This window comes from Corynebacterium sp. HMSC06G04, assembly GCF_001807365.1.
Lineage (GTDB): Bacteria > Actinomycetota > Actinomycetes > Mycobacteriales > Mycobacteriaceae > Corynebacterium > Corynebacterium simulans.
Window position 1 is genome coordinate 76,097 of sequence record NZ_KV788590.1, and the last position, 16,939, is coordinate 93,035.

A 16,939-nucleotide genomic window follows, 5' to 3' on the forward strand; every position below is an offset into this window, starting at 1 on the left:
AGAGCCGTAAGTTGCCTGCGGAAGCTAAAACATCTTCTCATTATTCTGGGAGCGGCTTAGTGCGCCGTGCAGATCACGCACGGAATTGTTATCCCATGTACGCTCCCACCCAGCGTGCTCCAATATTGTTGCCAGAATTCCGGCAGTAAAGCCCCACACGAGGTAGTCATTCGCATAAAAGGCCGGGCCACGCCACGGACCGAAGCCCACCAACAAACGATTCTTCGGCTCCGCGAGCTCACGCAATGGATACCAAAACACGTCATCGGTCTCTTCCGGGCTGGCAGCCCAGACCTCGCCCGGGGAGTGCCAGTAGGCCAAGACCGGGCTTACGGGGTTACCCGTTGCACGAATATGCAACTGTTCCCACACTTCCAGAGCAGTCACACTCGCGCGCTCCAGCCCGGTTTCTTCCCAGGCCTCGCGTAGTGCAACGTCGACAAGCGTGGCGTCTTCTGGGTCCCGCCGTCCGCCAGGGAAAGCAATTTGGCCTGAATGAGAGCGCATGGTGGGCGAACGGTGTGTGAGCAGCACTTCCCCATCCTTAAAACTAGAGCCTTTGAACAGGACCAACACGGCAGACTCACGCCGCACCGGTGGTGTGGTTTGGGTAAAGCGATCCGCATCCCGGTTACCGATTCGCTCCTGCGCCGCCCGCGCATCCACGCCTAAGGCAGGACGCAGCCACCCCGGCGCTCTTTCCGGAAAAACCGTGCGTTCCCGCGCGCTCATCGCAGGGCCTCCTCCACGGCCTTCTCCAGCTCTTCCGCCGACTTAAAAGGCTTGACGTACTGCTTTTTCACCTCGCCCTTATAGGCCACGACGGTGACCGGGATGACGCCGGGAAGACCCAGGGTGCCGGCGAAGGAATTATCGGAGTCTTGGTAGCTTGCGAGATTCACTCCGAGGTCTTCCAAAAAGGCCGCGCCATTTGCTGCATTCTTATCCGCATGCACTCCCACGACGGACCATTCGGGATGCTCATCCGCAATCTGGCGCACATACGGCAGCTCAGCTCGGCAAGGCTCGCACCACCACGCCCAGACGTTGATGACCTGCACATCCTTTGCCTTCCCCTTGGTCTGCGCGCCCAAGCACTCAAGTTCTACTCCGGCGACCGGCCCTTCCGGACACGCTGGGCGCTTGGCGACGTTCGCGTTCGCGCCAACACCCGCAGTAGCGCTCTGGTCCGCGCCTTGGGCCGCATTCTGGGCCGCATTCTGGGAACTGTTTGAGGCACTGTTTGCGGAATCCTGGCCTGCGCCCAAAAGGCTGCGTGCTCCAACAAAGGCCACCAAGGCAACAAGCACTGCTGCGATAAGCGAACCGATGACATAAATGTTGGGCCTGTTCATGCGCAATACCTTACTGCCCCTACCGGACATCAGGAGGTGCGGCGCCCGTAGGACACAAATGACGCACTACGCAGGCGCCGCATTGCGGGGAACGCGCATGGCAAACACGGCGGCCATGGAAGATGATGCGATGCGAAAACACCGTCCATTCTTCCTCCGGCAGCAGCTGGGCTATGTCTTTTTCGATCTGCAGCGGCGTCTTGGATTCGCTCAAAGCCATGCGCTGCATGAGCCTTCCGAAGTGGGTATCTACAGTAATCCCCGGCAGCCCAAATGCATTGCCGCGTACCACCAGCGCAGTCTTGCGGCCCACGCCGGGCAAAGAGGTCAGCTCCTTAATTCCGGTGGGGACCTGCCCATCGAAATCGGCCATGATTTTCTCGCCGATGCCCAGCAAGTGCCCCGCCTTCGCGCGCTGAAAGCCCAGCGGGCGCAAAATAGCCTCCAGGTCGGCCCTTCGGGCCGCGGCATAATGCGCGGCAGAGGGATACTCTTCAAAAAGCTCCGGGGTAACCTGGTTGACCCTGGCATCGGTGCATTGTGCCGAGAGCACCGTGGCCACGAGCAGCTCTAGGGGATTGCGAAAATCTAGTTCGCATTCGGCGTCGGGGTACTCCGTTGCTAGCAGCTCATTGATGCGCGATGCACGGCTAGCGGGCGATGAGTCAGACATCTTTCCTACCTTAGTAGAATGGCGGGCATGGTCTCACTGGTTATCATCGTGCCCGTCGCCCTCGCACTGTTTGCAATCCTCATGGAAAAGCTTGAGGCGAAGGTCCTCGGAAACTAAGAAATTTCTTCGCATACGCCCCCTGACCTCCTCTAAGCTGTGACAATTTTTCACGAGGTTAGATAAAGTGACAAATTACACTGTAGGATGAGATGAGTTACATAGGGGCGCGCGCCTGTATCGCTAGAACACATCTAGGTTTTCGTTACACACGCGTCAAATGCTTGGAAGAGTTCTGGGCATTTCAACACCACTACCCCCCCATTGACTTCAAGGAGTAAATCGTGGAAGGCGTACAGGACATTCTTTCTCGCGCTGGTATTTTCCAGGGCGTTGATCCCGTCGCGGTACAGAACCTCATTGAGCAGATGGAAACCGTCCGATTCCCGCGCGGAACCACCATTTTTGATGAAGGCGAGCCCGGTGACCGTCTCTACATCATCACCTCGGGCAAGATTAAGCTGGCCCGCCACGCTCCGGATGGCCGCGAGAACCTGCTGACCGTCATGGGCCCTTCCGATATGTTCGGCGAGCTCTCCATCTTCGATCCAGGCCCACGCACCTCCTCCGCAGTCTGCGTCACCGAGGTGCAGGCAGCCACCATGAACTCCGAGATGCTCAAGCAGTGGGTCGCTGATCACCCTGCCATCGCCCAGCAGTTGCTGCGCGTTCTGGCTCGCCGCCTGCGCCGCACCAACGCGAACCTCGCGGACCTCATCTTCACCGACGTTCCGGGCCGCGTTGCTAAGACCCTGCTGCAGCTGGCTAACCGCTTCGGCGTGCAGGAAGGTGGCGCACTGCGCGTCAACCACGACCTCACCCAGGAAGAGATCGCCCAGCTGGTCGGCGCTTCCCGCGAGACCGTCAACAAGGCTCTGGCCACCTTCGCACACCGCGGTTGGATTCGCCTCGAAGGCAAGTCCGTCCTCATTGTGGATACCGAGCACCTGGCAAAGCGCGCTCGCTAAAAGCCTTAAAACTAAAAGTAATCTCCCAGCTTCCCTATTCAGGAGGCCGGGAGATTATTTGTAGTTTTAGCGGTTTTGTTCAGGCAGTTTATTTGCCCCGCCTACTTGCGCGCAGCTAAGTACTTCAAAGTAGTACGAGTGGACTGCTCAGCTGCATGCCGCAGAACTGGGTCAACGTCGTCATACATCTCATCGACCAAAGTCTTGAGATCAATGTCCTCGCCCAAGCGGCCGTGGATTTCCTTGATCTGGTCAAGACGGTGGTAGCGACGGTCAATGTACTTGCGCGCAACCTGGGAAACATCATCCAAATCTGGGCCGTGGCCAGGCAGCAGCGGGATGTCCTTGCCGCGCTCTTCCAGCATGTCCAAGGTCTTCAAGTATTCGCCCAAGTCACCATCGGTCTCAGACAGCAAGACGGTGTGGCGGCCGGCAATGGTGTCACCGGTCATGATTCCCTCGAGCTGAGAATCCTTGGCAACGCCAGACCACACAAAGAAAGAGGTGGAATCCGCAGTGTGCCCTGGGGTGTGGACAACCTCTAGCTGCGGGGTAATTCCGTCGACGGTGATAATTTCGCCGTCGACAAGCGCCTCTGCTCCATTGCAGTAGTTCGGGTCGAAAGCGCGGATCGGCGCACCGGTGAGCTGGCGAAGACGCTGCGCACCCGATGCGTGATCATCGTGACGGTGGGTAACCAAAATCAGCGCCACCTCGCCAGCGTTAGCGCTGACGACGTTGAGGTGACCTTCATCTTCTGGGCCCGGATCAACAACGATGGCCCTGGAATCTTCGTTAGCGCGAATGATCCACGTGTTGGTTCCCTCAAGTGCCGTGTAGCTTGGATTGTCACAAAGAACAACGCCCACGGATTGAGTCACGGGACGCAATTGGCTGTATGCAGGATGCTCCATGATTACTAAGCCTATCCGATCACTTAGAAATTTCTACGATAACTTCAACCTCGACGGGCGAGTTTTTCGGCAAAACGGCCACGCCCACAGCCGAGCGAGCGTGAGTGCCAGCCTCTCCGAATAGCTCTCCGATGAAGTCAGAAGCACCGTTGATAACAGCAGCCTGCTCCACAAAGTCAGGTGCCGAAGCCACGAAACCTACAACCTTGACCACGCGCGAGACGTTGTCTAAGCCAACAACGGAATCGATAGCTGCGAGAGCATTCAGCGCTGCCACCCGGGCGTATTCTTGCGCATCTTCAACAGATACCTCTGCGCCGACCTTGCCGGTGGCAGGCAGATTGCCGTCAATTACAGGCAACTGACCGGAGGTCCACACCTGATCTCCTACGCGCACTGCAGGCACGTAGGAAGCAAGCGGCTTTGCCACCTCGGGCAGTGAATATCCAAGATCAGCCAGGCGCGTGAGATGGCTCATTACTGCTCCACCTCACGCTTGAAGTAAGCCACGACATTTTCCGGATTCATGCCGGGAGTGATGGTAACCAGCTCCCATCCATCTTCACCCCAGGAATCGAGGATCTGCTTGGTCGCGTGAGTCAGTACAGGCGCGGTAGCGTATTCCCATTTAGTCATAGGCCATATTCTACCGGCCTAAGGGCAAAAATGGCGCGTTAACCAACCCTGCGATTTGGTTAAATACCGATGAGTTCGCCGCCCTCAGCTAGGTAGTGTGCCCAGCTGGTGATGTGCGGGTTCTTGCGCAGCAACGCACGGCGCTGGCGCTCAGTCAGGCCACCCCATACGCCAAATTCCACGCGGTTATCGAGGGCATCGGCACGGCATTCATTGAGCACCGGGCAGTGGCGGCAAATTACAGCAGCCTTACGCTGCTCGGCTCCACGGACAAACAATGCGTCTGGGTCACCGTTACGGCACTTTGCTTGAGTTACCCATTCACCGCGCTCGGTCGCACTTGCAGACTTAGACGCTCCCGTTACCTTCAGGCTTACGGTCATGACTGGGTAGCTCCTTTCTCTACTACCTATTCCGCGGCTTTGGGAATAATTTTTATGAAACCCCATACAAGCAGCGCAGCCGCTTGTAAGATGTTTCATATTGCGGAATATTATGTAACAACGGTAAGTGTATTCACACGCGTAAGCACTTGTCTAACACGTCACACTTTAGGGGGGAGTTCATTCTTCCCCGCTCACAGTTTCACCACGTAGGGTGTTTCTCGTGACTGTCATCAAATCCCTGGGAAAAATTGCCCTCTCCACGGTTCTCGTGGGGGCGCTCATCGCCGTAGTAATTGCCCCCTTTGCGGGTCTTTCTGGTGTGGCAATTGCCCGTACCAACGACACCATGCAGTCAGATCTGCAAGATCTCACTGCTGGCGACGCCCCAGGCGTATCCACGATTTTGGACGCCAAAGGCAACAGCCTGGCCTATATATATGAGCAGCGTCGCCACCCTGTTAGCGCCGAGAAGATTTCCAAACCGATGAAGCAGGCAATCGTCGCCATCGAGGACCGCCGGTTCTACGAGCACGAGGGCGTTGACTTCCAAGGCAATTTCCGTGCCCTTTGGAGCAACTTGGCTTCCGGCGGCGTCTCCCAGGGCGCTTCAACTTTGAACCAGCAATATGTAAAGAACTACCTGCTGCTGGTCAATGCCAAAACGGAAGAAGAGCGCGCCGCCGCCATCGAGCAATCGGTACCGCGCAAGCTGCGTGAGATGCGCATGGCAACGGACCTCGATAAGAAGCTGGACAAGGAAGAAATCCTCAGCAATTACCTGAACCTCGTCCCCTTCGGCAATCACGCCTACGGCGTCGAGGCCGCTGCGCGCACCTATTTTGGCACCCATGCTTCTGAACTCACCGTGCCACAGGCAGCGATGCTGGCCGGCATGGTCCAATCCTCTGAGTACCTCAACCCCTTTACCAATAAGGACGAGGTGCTCTCGCGCCGCAACCTCGTGCTGCAGTCCATGGCAGATAGCGGTTCCATCACCCAGGAAGAGGCCGATAAGTACGCCCAGCAAGATCTCGGCGTACTCGATAAGCCTTCCCTACTTCCTAACGGTTGCATCAGCGCCAAGGATCGTGGCTTCTTCTGCGATTACGTCATCGAATACCTAGAAGAAAAGGGCATCTCCCGCGAGCAGCTCGCCCGCGGCGGCTACACCATCCGCACCACGCTGAACCCGGACGTACAAGACCAAGCACTCAATGCGGTGCGCTCTCAGACAGACCCCAATACACCCGGCGTCGCCGAGGTAATGAACGTAGTCGAGCCCAGCAAGTCCAACCGCCCAGTGCTCGCCATGGTCTCCTCCCGCACTTATGGTCTGGACCTCGACAAGAACGAAACCATGCTCCCGCAGCCGCACTCCCTAGTGGGCAACGGCGCCGGCTCGGTCTTCAAGGTCTTTACCGCCGCTGCCGCTCTGGAGTCTGGTTATGGCATCAAAAATCAGCTCGATGTCCCAACCCACTACGAAGCAGAGGGCTTGGGCTCCGGCGGTACCGTGGGCTGCCCACCTAACCGCTATTGCGTGGAAAACGCCGGCAACTACGCCGCGACCATGACGATGCAGGATGCCTTGGCGTTCTCGCCGAATACGACCTTCATCAAGCTCATCGAGCAGGTCGGCGTGGAGCACGTAGTAGATATGTCCGTAAAACTGGGCCTGCGCTCCTATGACGAAAAGGGCAGCTACGACAAGGACACCTCGATCGCCCAACACATCAAGGAATCCAACCTGGGTTCTTACACGCTTGGACCGACTGCCGTAGATCCGCTGGAGCTGGCTAACGTCGGCGCCACCTTGGCCTCGGAGGGAATGTGGTGTGAGCCTAACCCGATCAGCAAGATCACGGACAAGGACGGCAACGAGGTCTACCTCAAGGTTCCGAATTGCGAGCGCGCCGTCAACAAGGACATCGCCAATGCGCTGACCAACAACATGACGGCCGATACCGAAAAGGGCACTGCCTCTGCCTCCGCACAGATGATGGGCTTTAACGGCAAGGCTGCGGCAAAGACTGGTACTACAGAGTCCAATCAGTCCTCCGCATTCCTGGGCTTTAACTCCGCTATATCTGCCGCTCCTTATATCTACAACGACGGCACCAACACCTCCTCGCTGTGTACCAGCCCGGTGCGCCAGTGTGGTTACGGCGATCTCTTCGGCGGCCTTGAGCCCGCGCGTTCCTTCTACGCGATGGCCTCTAACCTTCCGGCCGCAGCACAGGGCACGGTTCCGAATTACAACAAGGCTTATGACGAGGGCAAGGTCAATTCGCTCTTCGACAGCCTCCGCGGCAAGTCCGAAAGTGAGGCTCGCTCCAAGCTAGAGGCCGAGGGCTATGAGGTAAAGGTCTCGCAAGTACAGGGCAACGGCGTGCCTTATGGCCGCGTGGTCCGCGCGATTACTGGGCCAAAGGGCCTCAAGAAGGGTGCGGAGGTCACTTTGCAGCTTTCCGACGGCACTTCTGCCGCACCTCCGCCTTCCTCCAACGGTAGCGGCCAAGGCGCCGAAGCAGCACGGACCGGCACCGGCGGTGCCAACTCGGCCCCTTCCGGCAATCAACAGCAGCAGCCCGCACCGGAGCCGCTCATCCGCCAGGAAGACATCGACGCCGTCGCTAACGACATCCGCAGCTTCTTCGGCCTCTAGCTTCTAGAGAAGCTAGAAGGGCATAAAAAAATACCGCTCTATGTATTTAAGGCACTCCGATCGCGGAGATTGAACGCCTTATTTGCATAGAGCGGTACGCGTTTTTAGGGCTTAAGACAGCTTTGCCTTTACAGCCGCGGAAAGGCGCTTGCCATCAGCGCGGCCAGCGGCCTTCGCGGTGGCAACCTTCATCACATTACCCATCTGCTTGATGGTTACGGTCTCACCGGTTTCTGCTTCTACCTCAGCGATGGCCTCGCCGACGAGGGTGTCCAGCTCGGCGTCGTCAAGCTGCTCTGGCTGGTAGGCCTCGAAGTAAGGGACGTCGGCAAGCTCGGCGTCGGCCAGCTCCTGGCGGCCATTTTCTGCGTATACCTCAGCGGACTCGCGGCGCTTCTTGATTTCGCGTGCGATGACCTTGAGTACGTCTTCATCGGTTAGTTCATGGCGTGCGCCATTGGTTTCTTCTGCCTGAATTGCAGCGAGCAGGGCGCGGATAGCGCTGGTGCGTTCCTTCTCGCGGGCCTTCATTGCGGTCTTCAGATCTCCACGAATGGTTTCTTTAAGCTGGCTCATGTACTTCAATCTACGCCAGGTAGGCTTGATTAGGTGAAGATTCTCCCGATTATGGGCGGCATTGCCGCCGCTGGCCTTGGCACCCTGGCGTGGGGTTACACCGAACTGACCAAGTTTGAGCTGAAAGAGTACACGCTGCCGCTGCTGCCTGCGGGCACTTTGCGCGGTGAGGAAGAGTTCCGCATCCTCCATATCTCGGATCTGCACATGATTCCGGGGCAAGAAGCAAAAATTGAGTGGGTTGCGGCGCTGGATAAGCTGAATCCCGATTTGGTGGTCAACACCGGCGACAACCTGTCGGACCAGGGCGGCGTGCCCGATACACTGCGCGCCCTCGGCCCGCTGCTGAACCGACCAGGCCTGTTCGTTTTCGGCACCAACGACTATTGGGCGCCGCGTCCGGTCAACCCATTCAAGTACCTGTTGGGCCGCAAGCGTGAGCCTTCCTACGTTGACCTGCCATGGAAGGGCATGCGTGCGGCATTCATTGAGCGTGGCTGGCACGACGCCAACCAGGCTCGCGTGGAATTCAAGGTGGGCGACGTCAAGCTCGCCGTCGCTGGCGTGGATGATCCGCACCACGACCTTGATGACTATTCAGAGATCGCCGGCGCCCCCAACCCGGATGCGGACCTGGCATTGGCACTGCTCCACGCCCCTGAGCCGCGCGTACTTGAGCAATTCGCTGCCGACGGCTACCAGCTTTCCCTATCCGGCCACACCCATGGCGGCCAGATCTGCCTGCCGGGCTCCCGCGCACTGGTCACTAACTGCGGAATCGACCGCGCTCGTGTCCAGGGTCTGCATGACTTCGGCCCGATGAAGATGCACGTTTCCAACGGCCTCGGCACCTCGAAGTTTGCCCCTGTGCGCATCTTCTGCCGACCTTCCGCGACGCTGCTGCGCATCACCGAAGCCAACTAGCGCCGCATCCTGGCCACAGGCTAGAGTCCCCGCTCATCTGGCGTTTTGTTGTTCACCCTCAGGCTGCGTTAAAGTATTCGGGTACCGCTTAAGACGGTTTCCGGGATATGGCGCAGCTTGGTAGCGCGCTTCGTTCGGGACGAAGAGGTCGCAGGTTCAAATCCTGTTATCCCGACCAATACAATCAGCACAAGCTGACAGAAATGGTCGCTGCTTCACACAGAGCAGCGACCTTTTTCTTTTTCCGCCGCCGCCCGCCGGTCGGCTTCCCCACCATGAAGCGCGTAGCGAAAGCTGGCTACCAGCAAGATTGACTTAAACCAGCTCGCTTAATTCAGCGGTCAGCATTGCTTGGTCGATCGCAATTGCGGTGGCAGCTCCGGCTCCCATAGCTTGTGGGACTTGGTCTGGTGAACTGGTTACATTGCCTGCAGCCCACAGATTTTGTTGGGAAGTACGTCCGTTGGATTGCTGAACCCATCCGTCCTCGTCGTACTGACAGCCTGCTTCAATCAAAAGCTGGTGGTTCGGGTGGAAAGCCGGCCCCACAAAACAAGACTCAAACCGGATCTTTTCCCCATCCACGCTGAGGATAAGCCCCTCAGAGAAATCAGGATCGGCGGCAACCTGCTGCACAGGCTTGTTATTTACCTCGATGCCACGCGCGGCGAATTGCTTGAGGTCTGTTTCGCCAAGAGAAAGACCATTCGGAAAGAAAGTAATGTTCGGGCTCCACTTTCGCAGCAAGTGCACCATCCGCACAGTAAATCCCGGATTGAGGCCGCCGATAACCGCGATTCGACGATTACGCACTTCATAACCATGGCAATACGGGCAATGGAAAATTCGTTGGCCCCACAGCTCCTCTACACCGGGAACATCTGGCAATTCATCCGTAATACCCGTGCTGACCAAGACATGTTTGGCACGGATTTCATCACCTTCAACAGTAAAAGCTCGCCAGCCCAGTGCGCCGCCCTCGGCAGGCTCAAGCTTGGCAACAGTGCCTTTTATGTAATTGCCGCCGAAAGCACGAAACTCGCTTTGCCCCTTTTCCAAGTACTCCACCGGGTTCACACCGTCGAGCCCCATAATTCCGTGCGCATGCGAGCTAAACCGATTGCGAGGTTTGCCGCTATCGACGACAGCAACGCTTCGCAGGGTTGTCTTGCCGTTGGTGCTTACTTTGTCGGTGCATAGTCGGTAGTCGTGCTCTGGTTTGATGTCCGCTTATCTACATTCGCCCCCATTAAGGGTGAATCTTCAGATCAAAACTAGAAATAGTTTATATACAGCACTATCTGTATTAGGTAAGCCTTGCCTTTCCAGCTGTTCATGAATCGAGGTTTACTATGACCCAACAGTCCTCTACGCCCGCACGGAGTACAAGCTCATCCAGTGGGGCGACGGCACGTTTAAACACCAGAGATCTCATCAACGCTGGTATCTTTGCTGCACTTTACTTTGTAATCACCTTTGTAAGCGGAATGATTGGATTCGCAGGACCACAATTCATGTTTATTGGATGGTTCATCGCGGCAATCGCAAACGGAATCGTGCTAGCGCTTTATGCCGCCCGCACGCCCAAAATGGGTGCTTTCACCCTCGTCGGTGGTATTAACGGACTAGCATTCATGCTCACCGGACACTACTTCTGGACCCTGCTGGGAAGCATAATTCTAGGGTTTATCGCGGATTTGATTATTACAAAAAGCCACCTCAGTATTGCCAGATCCTTCCCTATTGCCTACAGCGTCTTCTGTGTCTGGATTTCTATGCCTTTTATCCCGCTAATTCTGGATACGGACTCCTACTACGTCGATATCGCAGACCAAATGGGTCAAGAATATGCCGATGCCATGTCGGATATCTTCCAGCCATGGACCATTGGAGTACTGGCCATTTGTGCGCTCATCGTCGGCTTTATCGGAGGAAAGGTCGGAGTTCGCGTCAGCCGCAAACACTTTGAAAGCGCTGGTCTCCTGTGAGCCTGCAAAAACAGGGCGTGCTTCGTCGATCTTCGATCGATCCACGGACCGTGCTGCTTTCTGTTCTAGTAATCAATGCGGTAGCTCTCAGCCACGGCCACCTACCGACACTGCTGATTTCTATCGCTTTCAGCTCCATCGCACTAGCTACAGTAAAGCCACACTATGGTCTTATTTGCCTGTTCGCTTTTGCATTATCCTATCTAGGGTACTGGGGCCTATTACAGCTTCCTGGCTCCACATTTTTCGCTTTTTCAGCGGCAATTTTTTCGTGGCTAAGCCGTTTTGTCATCAGCATGTCCATCGGCGCATTCGGCTTGCTCACTCTCACACCATCCACGTTGACCTCAGCACTGCGGGACCTGCGTTTACCAGGCTGGGCCACCATTCCACCGGCGGTATTCCTGCGCGTTTTGCCGATCATCGTGGCAGAAGCCAAAGCCATCCGCGATGCCATGGTCCTTCGGGGTCTCCAGCCTGGAGTAAAAAGCTGGATCACACAGCCCACACAATCGTCCGCGATGTTGATCATCCCCTTATTAGGTGCCGTCGTCCGCGCTGGTGATGAGCTCGCTGCCTCTGCTCTTGTCCGGGGATTGGGAGGACCCGCACGCCCAACCACCACCGCCGATCTTTCCTTCAAGCTTGTCGATGCAACTGCACTAGCTGGGTTGGGCCTCGTTGTTGCCTCTGTCTGGCTTCCCACGGAGGTCCACTTATGAACGAACGCAGTATCGCAACCAGTGTAGACGCCCACAACGTTTCTTTTACATATCCATTGGGAGCTCGGCCAGGCATTCAAGGTGTATCTGATGTGTCTTTTTCTGTCTCTCCAGGACAGTGTCTACTGATTACCGGTGATTCCGGATCGGGAAAGTCCACGGTACTCAATTTGATCAACGGACTCATCCCCCATTTCAATCCAGGAGAGCTACTAGGCACCATCACTATTATAAAGGATGACCAGGCTTTTACCCCTGCGGAAGAACCGCTGTCCCGAGCCATCGAGTTCAGCGCCTCAGTATTCCAGAATCCAAGGACACAATTTTTCACTGAAAGCGTCAATGCAGAATTGGCCTTCGGGCTAGAAAACCTTGGTGTAGATCCCAAAGAAATTGAGTCGAGGATTCAATCAGCGGTCGAGCTACTAGGCATTAACGATCTTCGGGGCCGGCGATTCAAAGAATTATCCGGTGGGCAGTTACAAACCGTGGCATGCGCATGCGCGCTTGTGTCCCCGGGCAGTCTCGTGCTTCTCGATGAACCCACGTCCAATCTCTCCATGGAAAGCATCGATATTCTTGCACGCGTGCTACACCGCTTGAAGGAATTAGGCACAACGATCATTATCGCTGATCACCGTCTCTTTTTCTTAAAAGATATCGCTGACCAAGTTATTTACTTGACTCAGGGAAAAATAACGCGGAGTTTCCGCGCTCAGGAGTTTTATGCCTTAGACGAACCCGAACGCAAACAATTGGGGCTACGCAGCTTACACCATGTTCCCCTGCCCGCGAGCGTGCCGGTACCACCCACGCTCGAAAACGCCGATCCCCAGCGGAGCGGACTCGAGCTAAGCAACATCTGTTTTTCTTATGGCGCACATGAGGTATTAAACATTGACCACGCATTTTTCCCCAGCGGCGAAGTCACCGCCTTAATCGGGCCCAACGGCGCTGGAAAAACCACCCTCGCCAGGATCATTTGTGGTCTTGCTTCTCCCAAACGCGGCGGTAGTCTCCGTTTGAACAGCAAACGAGTAGGAGCGGCTGCCCGCAGACGTGCCGCGTACATGGTGATGCAAGATGTTGGCCGCCAATTATTCGCAGCCACCACCGAAGAAGAAGTCACGCTCGGACTGGCAAAGAAGAAGCGGGACCACATCGATGTCAATGAGATTCTCCATCGCCTCGATCTGGCAGGAATGGCCCAACGGCATCCGCAGTCTCTGTCCGGTGGGCAACGGCAACGCTTAGCCATAGCTTCAGCCCAAGCCGAGCAAGCAGCGATCTACATCTTCGATGAACCTACCTCTGGCGTGGGCTGGCGCCAACTGCAATCCATCTCTGCGCTACTTCGATCTCTTGCAGCAAGCGGAGCAGTGGTCATCGTCATCACCCATGACCACGAATTCATCCAAGAATCAGTCACCAGAATCATCGATATGACTGACATCAACAAGAATTGAGAAAGAAATGTCTGAACTAAAACAAAGTTCCACAGAATCAAGCGGAACCCACGCACCAGAATCACACGGTGCGTCACCGGAAGAAGAGGCTCACGCAAAACTAAAAGCCGGCCAGGTCGCTCTAAAAAAACTACTGGCCCCAGTGCAAACAACCATCTACTTCGCACAGTTTCTCGCGCTTATATCCTCGGTACTCGCCGTAGCACCCTACGTCGCGTTGGTGGCACTGGGAAATGCTCTAATCGACGGCAAAACTGATGACGTCGCGTCCATTGTGAAATGGCTACTTGCTGCATTTTTGGGCCAGCTATTCTTCTATTTCCTTGCCCTTGCAATCACCCACTTCGCTGATGCAAAGCTGGTGGGGATTAACCGGCGCCGAATTATTACCGCTATTGCGAAAGCACCACTCTCGTGGTTTAGCCAGACTAATTCCGGCAAAGTCCGCAAAGCCGTCGAGGACGATACGTTAACTCTGCACACCCTGACAGCCCATGCTCCTGTAGAGAAGGTCGCCGCGATCTTTACGCCCCTCGCGCTTCTGGTTTATGCCTTTTTCTTGGATTGGCGCCTTGGTCTACTTTCTATTGCCACTGTGCCCATTTTCCTAGCAATCCAAGCATATTCAATGAAAGATATGGGCACAAAAACTGCGGAAATGGATAATTATCTGGGTGAGGTCTCTGCGACTGCGGTGGAGTTCTCCGAAGGTATTTCCGTCGTCAAGGCTTTCGGCACCGTTGGCAAAGCCCACGCTCGATATCGCGAAGCTGCCCAAAAATTCGCGGAATTCTATTACGAGTGGGTACGTCCGCTTCTGCGTGTTTCCGCAATCTCAGAGTCTGTGGTGGCGGTTCCTGTCCTCATCCTTATCAATCTAGGAGTCGGTTCCCTGCTGATAGCTGGTGGCTATGTCACGGTCGCTGAAGTCATCGCAACAACGTTAATTGCGCTGGTGCTCCCAGGCACGATTCAAACCGTCGGCCAAATGATGTGGTCTTACCAGCTCGCTGGCAATGCGGCGTTGCGCCTTGATGAAGTCATGACAATTTCCCATGTGAAAGAAGGCCAAAAGAGACTCGATGCCAGTAGTCAAGACATGGAGGTGGAGTTCCATAAGGTCAGCTTTAGCTACGCCCCAGACACACCAGTCCTCCAAGACTTTTCTGCGCAACTAAATGCAGGCACTGTCACGGCATTGATTGGCCCCTCCGGGTCTGGCAAATCCACAGCAGCAACGATGCTGGCGCGTTTCCAGGATCCAGATTCGGGCACAATCACTATCAACAACGTGGATATCCGTGATCTCACTTTCGACAGTTTGTACCGCACTGTGGCTTTCGTCTTACAAGATCCTCACTTACTGCGTATGAGTATTCGGGAAAACATTCGCCTTGCACGCCCAGAAGCCCGCGATGAAGAGATCTGGCAAGCCGCAGAGGCTGCGCACATAGCTGCTGATATTCGCGCTTTACCGGCTGGGCTCGACACCGTTGTTGGTGAGGACACCTCTTTATCCGGTGGACAACAGCAACGCATTTCTATTGCCCGGGCAATCATTACCAATGCCCCAATCTTGATCCTGGATGAAGCTACTGCGGCAACTGATCCTGACTGCGAAGCAGAAATTCAAGCAGCTCTAGCCACACTCGTCAGAGGCAAGACCGTCTTAGTCATCGCCCACAAGCCGGAGTCCATCCAAGGAGCAGACCAAATAATCTGCCTCAAGCCTATGAAGGATAATTCTCATGTCTAATGCCACTACGCCTGTTAGTTCGCGTCTTCGTGATCCGCTACTCACTCGCAGTGTCAAAAAGCTGCAAAGTCCTGTAGGCCATAAGCTCAATAAAAGGTATGCTTGTCTATCGCTTATCGTTGGCGTGCTTGATGGCCTCGCCGTTCTCACGCTCGTGCCACTTACAAAGGCACTCGATGGGGATACGACGATCGCACCATGGATGTGGACGCTTTTGGCAATTGCGCTCGTAGCTTTTGCGCTACGATTTTTCGCAACCATGGCCTCTTACCACACGGCCTTGGATTTCATCCGAGCCGCGCACACGACTGTGGGCGATAAATTAGCAACGCTACCGCTCGGCTGGTTCGTACCGGCTAATACCGGCGGCCTATCTCGCCTCGTTTCAGATCGCTTTATGGTGGCGGCCGAGACCATTGCGCATATTCAAGGAACGATATACCGCGATAGCGCGGCACTTGTCACCTTGTTAGTAGGAGCGTGTTTCTGGAACCCGAAGCTGGGCTTGGTCCTTCTTATCATCGCACCATTGGCGCTCGTGGTGATGCAGTTGGCTGCATGGATTCGTGAGAAAGCATCGAACCGCGCACTGGGGCCGAGTAAAGAGCTCTCCCAGCGCATCGTAGAATTTGCTAACCGTCAACCAGCCCTGCGCGCGGCAGGACAATCACAAGTTTTTGCGCCACTAGAGCAAGCGCTAGAAATCGACCATAAAGCACGAATACGCGAGCTATGGGTATCCACATTAGCTTTGCTACTCAACGGCATAATAGTGCAGATCTTCATTGTGGCTCTCATTATGGTCTCCGCGGATCTTGCCGTTGAAGGCGCCCTATCGCCACTAGAAACAATTGCGATCATCGGAATCAGCTTGAGGTTTACCCGCACGCTTGAACAGCTGGGTTCTTCTTTCGTCGGTTTAGATGCCGGCCGTATCGCGCTCACAGAAACTGAGCTCATCACCGATGCCCCTTCCCTGCCAGAACCCACTACTCCGCGCCTAGGCGATGGTTCGGGAAATGTCGAGCTGCTTAATGTCACGTTTGGATACGGCGATAAACCAGTATTGGTAGATGTCACTTTCCATGCTCGACCAGGCACCGTTACCGCCATTGTCGGTCCTTCTGGCTCCGGAAAGACCACAATTGCGCGCCTTATTTCGCGATTCTGGGATGTAGATTCCGGGGCGGTGATGGTTGACGGCGTAGATATCCGCGAGCTTGGAACCGAACAGTTAATGTCCAGACTGTCCATGGTCTTTCAGGACGTTTACCTCTTCGACGACTCGTTAATCGCTAATATCCGCGTTGGTCGTCCCGACGCCTCCGATGAGGAAGTCTTCCGCGCAGCTGATCTTTCAGGCGTGACTTCTATTGCCAACCGCCTAGGGTGGCATACTCCTGTTGGTGAAGGCGGGCGGCTTCTATCCGGTGGTGAACGCCAGCGCGTATCTGTAGCTCGCGCGCTTCTCAAGCAAGCGCCGATTGTACTCTTTGATGAGGCTACCTCCGCGCTCGATGCAGAAAATGAGGCAAACATTCTTGCTGCGATGGACGAGCTACGGGAGCAATCTACTTTTATTGTCATCGCCCATAAGCTGGATACAATCAAATCTGCTGATCAAATCGTAGTCTTGGATGAACACGGGCAAGTCAGCCAGCTAGGCACGCATTCTGAGCTTTCCGATGTCCCTGGTATCTACCGTCACTTCTGGCAGCAACGCAAAGCAGCAAGCGGGTGGAAAATCAGTTCGGGACGCGATTAACGCGGGCACCGAGATCGGCATTGTTTGCGGGGGACACCCTTCTCTCCCCCTCTCTCCCATTACGTTGTTAGCAGTTCCACCCCAGGGC

The 16,939-nt window shown here is 55.6% G+C and carries 17 protein-coding genes and 1 tRNA gene; 9 read left to right on the forward strand and 9 right to left on the reverse strand.

The annotated features are described in order from the left end of the window. Positions 1–24 precede the first annotated feature (24 nt). Genes HMPREF3158_RS01450 through nth form a run of 3 tightly spaced genes read right to left on the reverse strand, consistent with a single transcriptional unit; the run spans position 25 to position 2,028 of the window. Positions 25–732 (reverse strand): NUDIX hydrolase, encoded by a 708-nt coding sequence (locus tag HMPREF3158_RS01450; protein ID WP_062036156.1) that lies wholly within the window; start codon positions 730–732, stop codon positions 25–27. Beyond that, a complete protein-coding gene (locus HMPREF3158_RS01455; RefSeq protein WP_062036158.1) occupies positions 729–1,355 on the reverse strand; it encodes a TlpA family protein disulfide reductase in 627 nt (208 codons plus the stop codon). Before HMPREF3158_RS01455 ends, HMPREF3158_RS01450 begins: the two co-directional genes overlap by 4 nt. A 19-nt stretch (positions 1,356–1,374) precedes the next feature. Beyond that, on the reverse strand, positions 1,375–2,028 hold the full coding sequence (nth, locus tag HMPREF3158_RS01460) for an endonuclease III (protein WP_062036160.1): 654 nt from the start codon (positions 2,026–2,028) through the stop codon (positions 1,375–1,377). A 341-nt stretch (positions 2,029–2,369) separates the two neighbouring features. Between nth and glxR the strand changes: the two genes are divergently transcribed. After that, complete coding sequence (glxR, locus tag HMPREF3158_RS01465) at positions 2,370–3,053, forward strand: CRP-like cAMP-activated global transcriptional regulator GlxR (RefSeq protein WP_061920186.1); 684 nt, start codon at positions 2,370–2,372, stop codon at positions 3,051–3,053. Positions 3,054–3,154: 101 nt separating this feature from the next. On the opposite strand, the gene HMPREF3158_RS01470 is transcribed toward glxR, so the two are convergent. From HMPREF3158_RS01470 to HMPREF3158_RS01480, 4 genes are read right to left on the reverse strand one after another with little or no spacing between them, the layout of a single operon-like run. Next, positions 3,155–3,967, reverse strand: coding sequence for an MBL fold metallo-hydrolase (locus tag HMPREF3158_RS01470; RefSeq protein WP_062036162.1), 813 nt, complete (start codon positions 3,965–3,967; stop codon positions 3,155–3,157). A 19-nt stretch (positions 3,968–3,986) separates the two neighbouring features. Continuing rightward, entirely contained in the window at positions 3,987–4,445 is a 459-nt protein-coding gene (locus HMPREF3158_RS01475) for a RidA family protein (RefSeq protein ID WP_061920182.1), read from the reverse strand. Then, positions 4,445–4,603, reverse strand: a complete 159-nt coding sequence (locus HMPREF3158_RS12645; RefSeq protein WP_086892235.1) for a Sp36 family protein — start codon at positions 4,601–4,603, stop codon at positions 4,445–4,447. Before HMPREF3158_RS12645 ends, HMPREF3158_RS01475 begins: the two co-directional genes overlap by 1 nt. A 59-nt stretch (positions 4,604–4,662) precedes the next feature. Then, positions 4,663–4,986 carry a WhiB family transcriptional regulator gene (locus HMPREF3158_RS01480; protein ID WP_061920180.1) on the reverse strand — a complete coding sequence of 108 codons (324 nt, stop codon included), beginning with the start codon at positions 4,984–4,986 and terminating at the stop codon, positions 4,663–4,665. 223 nt (positions 4,987–5,209) lie between these two features. On the opposite strand from HMPREF3158_RS01480, the gene HMPREF3158_RS01485 reads away from it, so the two are divergent. Beyond that, complete coding sequence (locus HMPREF3158_RS01485; protein ID WP_070497039.1) at positions 5,210–7,654, forward strand: transglycosylase domain-containing protein; 2,445 nt, start codon at positions 5,210–5,212, stop codon at positions 7,652–7,654. A 111-nt stretch (positions 7,655–7,765) separates the two neighbouring features. Here the strand turns inward: HMPREF3158_RS01485 and HMPREF3158_RS01490 are convergent, their stop codons facing one another. Then, a complete protein-coding gene (locus HMPREF3158_RS01490) occupies positions 7,766–8,230 on the reverse strand; it encodes a GatB/YqeY domain-containing protein (protein WP_061920175.1) in 465 nt (154 codons plus the stop codon). 51 nt (positions 8,231–8,281) lie between these two features. Here HMPREF3158_RS01490 and HMPREF3158_RS01495 point away from each other — a divergent pair, with 51 nt between their 5' ends. Further along, positions 8,282–9,154 carry a metallophosphoesterase gene (locus HMPREF3158_RS01495; protein WP_371326192.1) on the forward strand — a complete coding sequence of 291 codons (873 nt, stop codon included), beginning with the start codon at positions 8,282–8,284 and terminating at the stop codon, positions 9,152–9,154. A 101-nt stretch (positions 9,155–9,255) separates the two neighbouring features. Continuing rightward, a tRNA-Pro gene (locus tag HMPREF3158_RS01500) sits at positions 9,256–9,332 on the forward strand. A 137-nt stretch (positions 9,333–9,469) separates the two neighbouring features. On the opposite strand, the gene HMPREF3158_RS01505 is transcribed toward HMPREF3158_RS01500, so the two are convergent. Further along, positions 9,470–10,231, reverse strand: coding sequence for an NAD(P)/FAD-dependent oxidoreductase (locus HMPREF3158_RS01505; RefSeq protein WP_246816162.1), 762 nt, complete (start codon positions 10,229–10,231; stop codon positions 9,470–9,472). Positions 10,232–10,506: 275 nt separating this feature from the next. Here HMPREF3158_RS01505 and HMPREF3158_RS01510 point away from each other — a divergent pair, with 275 nt between their 5' ends. Genes HMPREF3158_RS01510 through HMPREF3158_RS01530 form a run of 5 tightly spaced genes read left to right on the forward strand, consistent with a single transcriptional unit; the run spans position 10,507 to position 16,851 of the window. Next, positions 10,507–11,142 carry an MptD family putative ECF transporter S component gene (locus HMPREF3158_RS01510; protein ID WP_061921197.1) on the forward strand — a complete coding sequence of 212 codons (636 nt, stop codon included), beginning with the start codon at positions 10,507–10,509 and terminating at the stop codon, positions 11,140–11,142. Positions 11,143–11,192: 50 nt separating this feature from the next. Continuing rightward, a complete protein-coding gene (locus HMPREF3158_RS01515; RefSeq protein WP_235591016.1) occupies positions 11,193–11,864 on the forward strand; it encodes an energy-coupling factor transporter transmembrane component T family protein in 672 nt (223 codons plus the stop codon). Next, positions 11,861–13,330 carry an ABC transporter ATP-binding protein gene (locus tag HMPREF3158_RS01520; protein WP_062036168.1) on the forward strand — a complete coding sequence of 490 codons (1,470 nt, stop codon included), beginning with the start codon at positions 11,861–11,863 and terminating at the stop codon, positions 13,328–13,330. The genes HMPREF3158_RS01515 and HMPREF3158_RS01520 overlap by 4 nt, the downstream gene beginning before the upstream one ends. A 7-nt stretch (positions 13,331–13,337) precedes the next feature. After that, positions 13,338–15,086: an ABC transporter ATP-binding protein gene (locus HMPREF3158_RS01525; RefSeq protein WP_062036170.1), complete on the forward strand. Its 1,749-nt coding sequence runs from the start codon at positions 13,338–13,340 to the stop codon at positions 15,084–15,086. Further along, positions 15,079–16,851: an ABC transporter ATP-binding protein gene (locus tag HMPREF3158_RS01530; RefSeq protein WP_061921189.1), complete on the forward strand. Its 1,773-nt coding sequence runs from the start codon at positions 15,079–15,081 to the stop codon at positions 16,849–16,851. Before HMPREF3158_RS01525 ends, HMPREF3158_RS01530 begins: the two co-directional genes overlap by 8 nt. Positions 16,852–16,939: the final 88 nt, after the last annotated feature.

Bases quoted from the DNA above. Each gene is read 5' to 3' on its own strand.
- HMPREF3158_RS01450 (WP_062036156.1), bottom strand. From the start codon at position 732: ATGAGCGCGCGGGAACGCACGGTTTTTCCGGAAAGAGCGCCGGGGTGG.
- HMPREF3158_RS01455 (WP_062036158.1), bottom strand. From the start codon at position 1,355: ATGAACAGGCCCAACATTTATGTCATCGGTTCGCTTATCGCAGCAGTG.
- nth (WP_062036160.1), bottom strand. From the start codon at position 2,028: ATGTCTGACTCATCGCCCGCTAGCCGTGCATCGCGCATCAATGAGCTG.
- HMPREF3158_RS01470 (WP_062036162.1), bottom strand. From the start codon at position 3,967: ATGGAGCATCCTGCATACAGCCAATTGCGTCCCGTGACTCAATCCGTG.
- HMPREF3158_RS01475 (WP_061920182.1), bottom strand. From the start codon at position 4,445: ATGAGCCATCTCACGCGCCTGGCTGATCTTGGATATTCACTGCCCGAG.
- HMPREF3158_RS12645 (WP_086892235.1), bottom strand. From the start codon at position 4,603: ATGACTAAATGGGAATACGCTACCGCGCCTGTACTGACTCACGCGACC.
- HMPREF3158_RS01480 (WP_061920180.1), bottom strand. From the start codon at position 4,986: ATGACCGTAAGCCTGAAGGTAACGGGAGCGTCTAAGTCTGCAAGTGCG.
- HMPREF3158_RS01490 (WP_061920175.1), bottom strand. From the start codon at position 8,230: ATGAGCCAGCTTAAAGAAACCATTCGTGGAGATCTGAAGACCGCAATG.
- HMPREF3158_RS01495 (WP_371326192.1), top strand. From the start codon at position 8,282: ATGGGCGGCATTGCCGCCGCTGGCCTTGGCACCCTGGCGTGGGGTTAC.
- HMPREF3158_RS01510 (WP_061921197.1), top strand. From the start codon at position 10,507: ATGACCCAACAGTCCTCTACGCCCGCACGGAGTACAAGCTCATCCAGT.
- HMPREF3158_RS01520 (WP_062036168.1), top strand. From the start codon at position 11,861: ATGAACGAACGCAGTATCGCAACCAGTGTAGACGCCCACAACGTTTCT.
- HMPREF3158_RS01525 (WP_062036170.1), top strand. From the start codon at position 13,338: ATGTCTGAACTAAAACAAAGTTCCACAGAATCAAGCGGAACCCACGCA.
- HMPREF3158_RS01530 (WP_061921189.1), top strand. From the start codon at position 15,079: ATGTCTAATGCCACTACGCCTGTTAGTTCGCGTCTTCGTGATCCGCTA.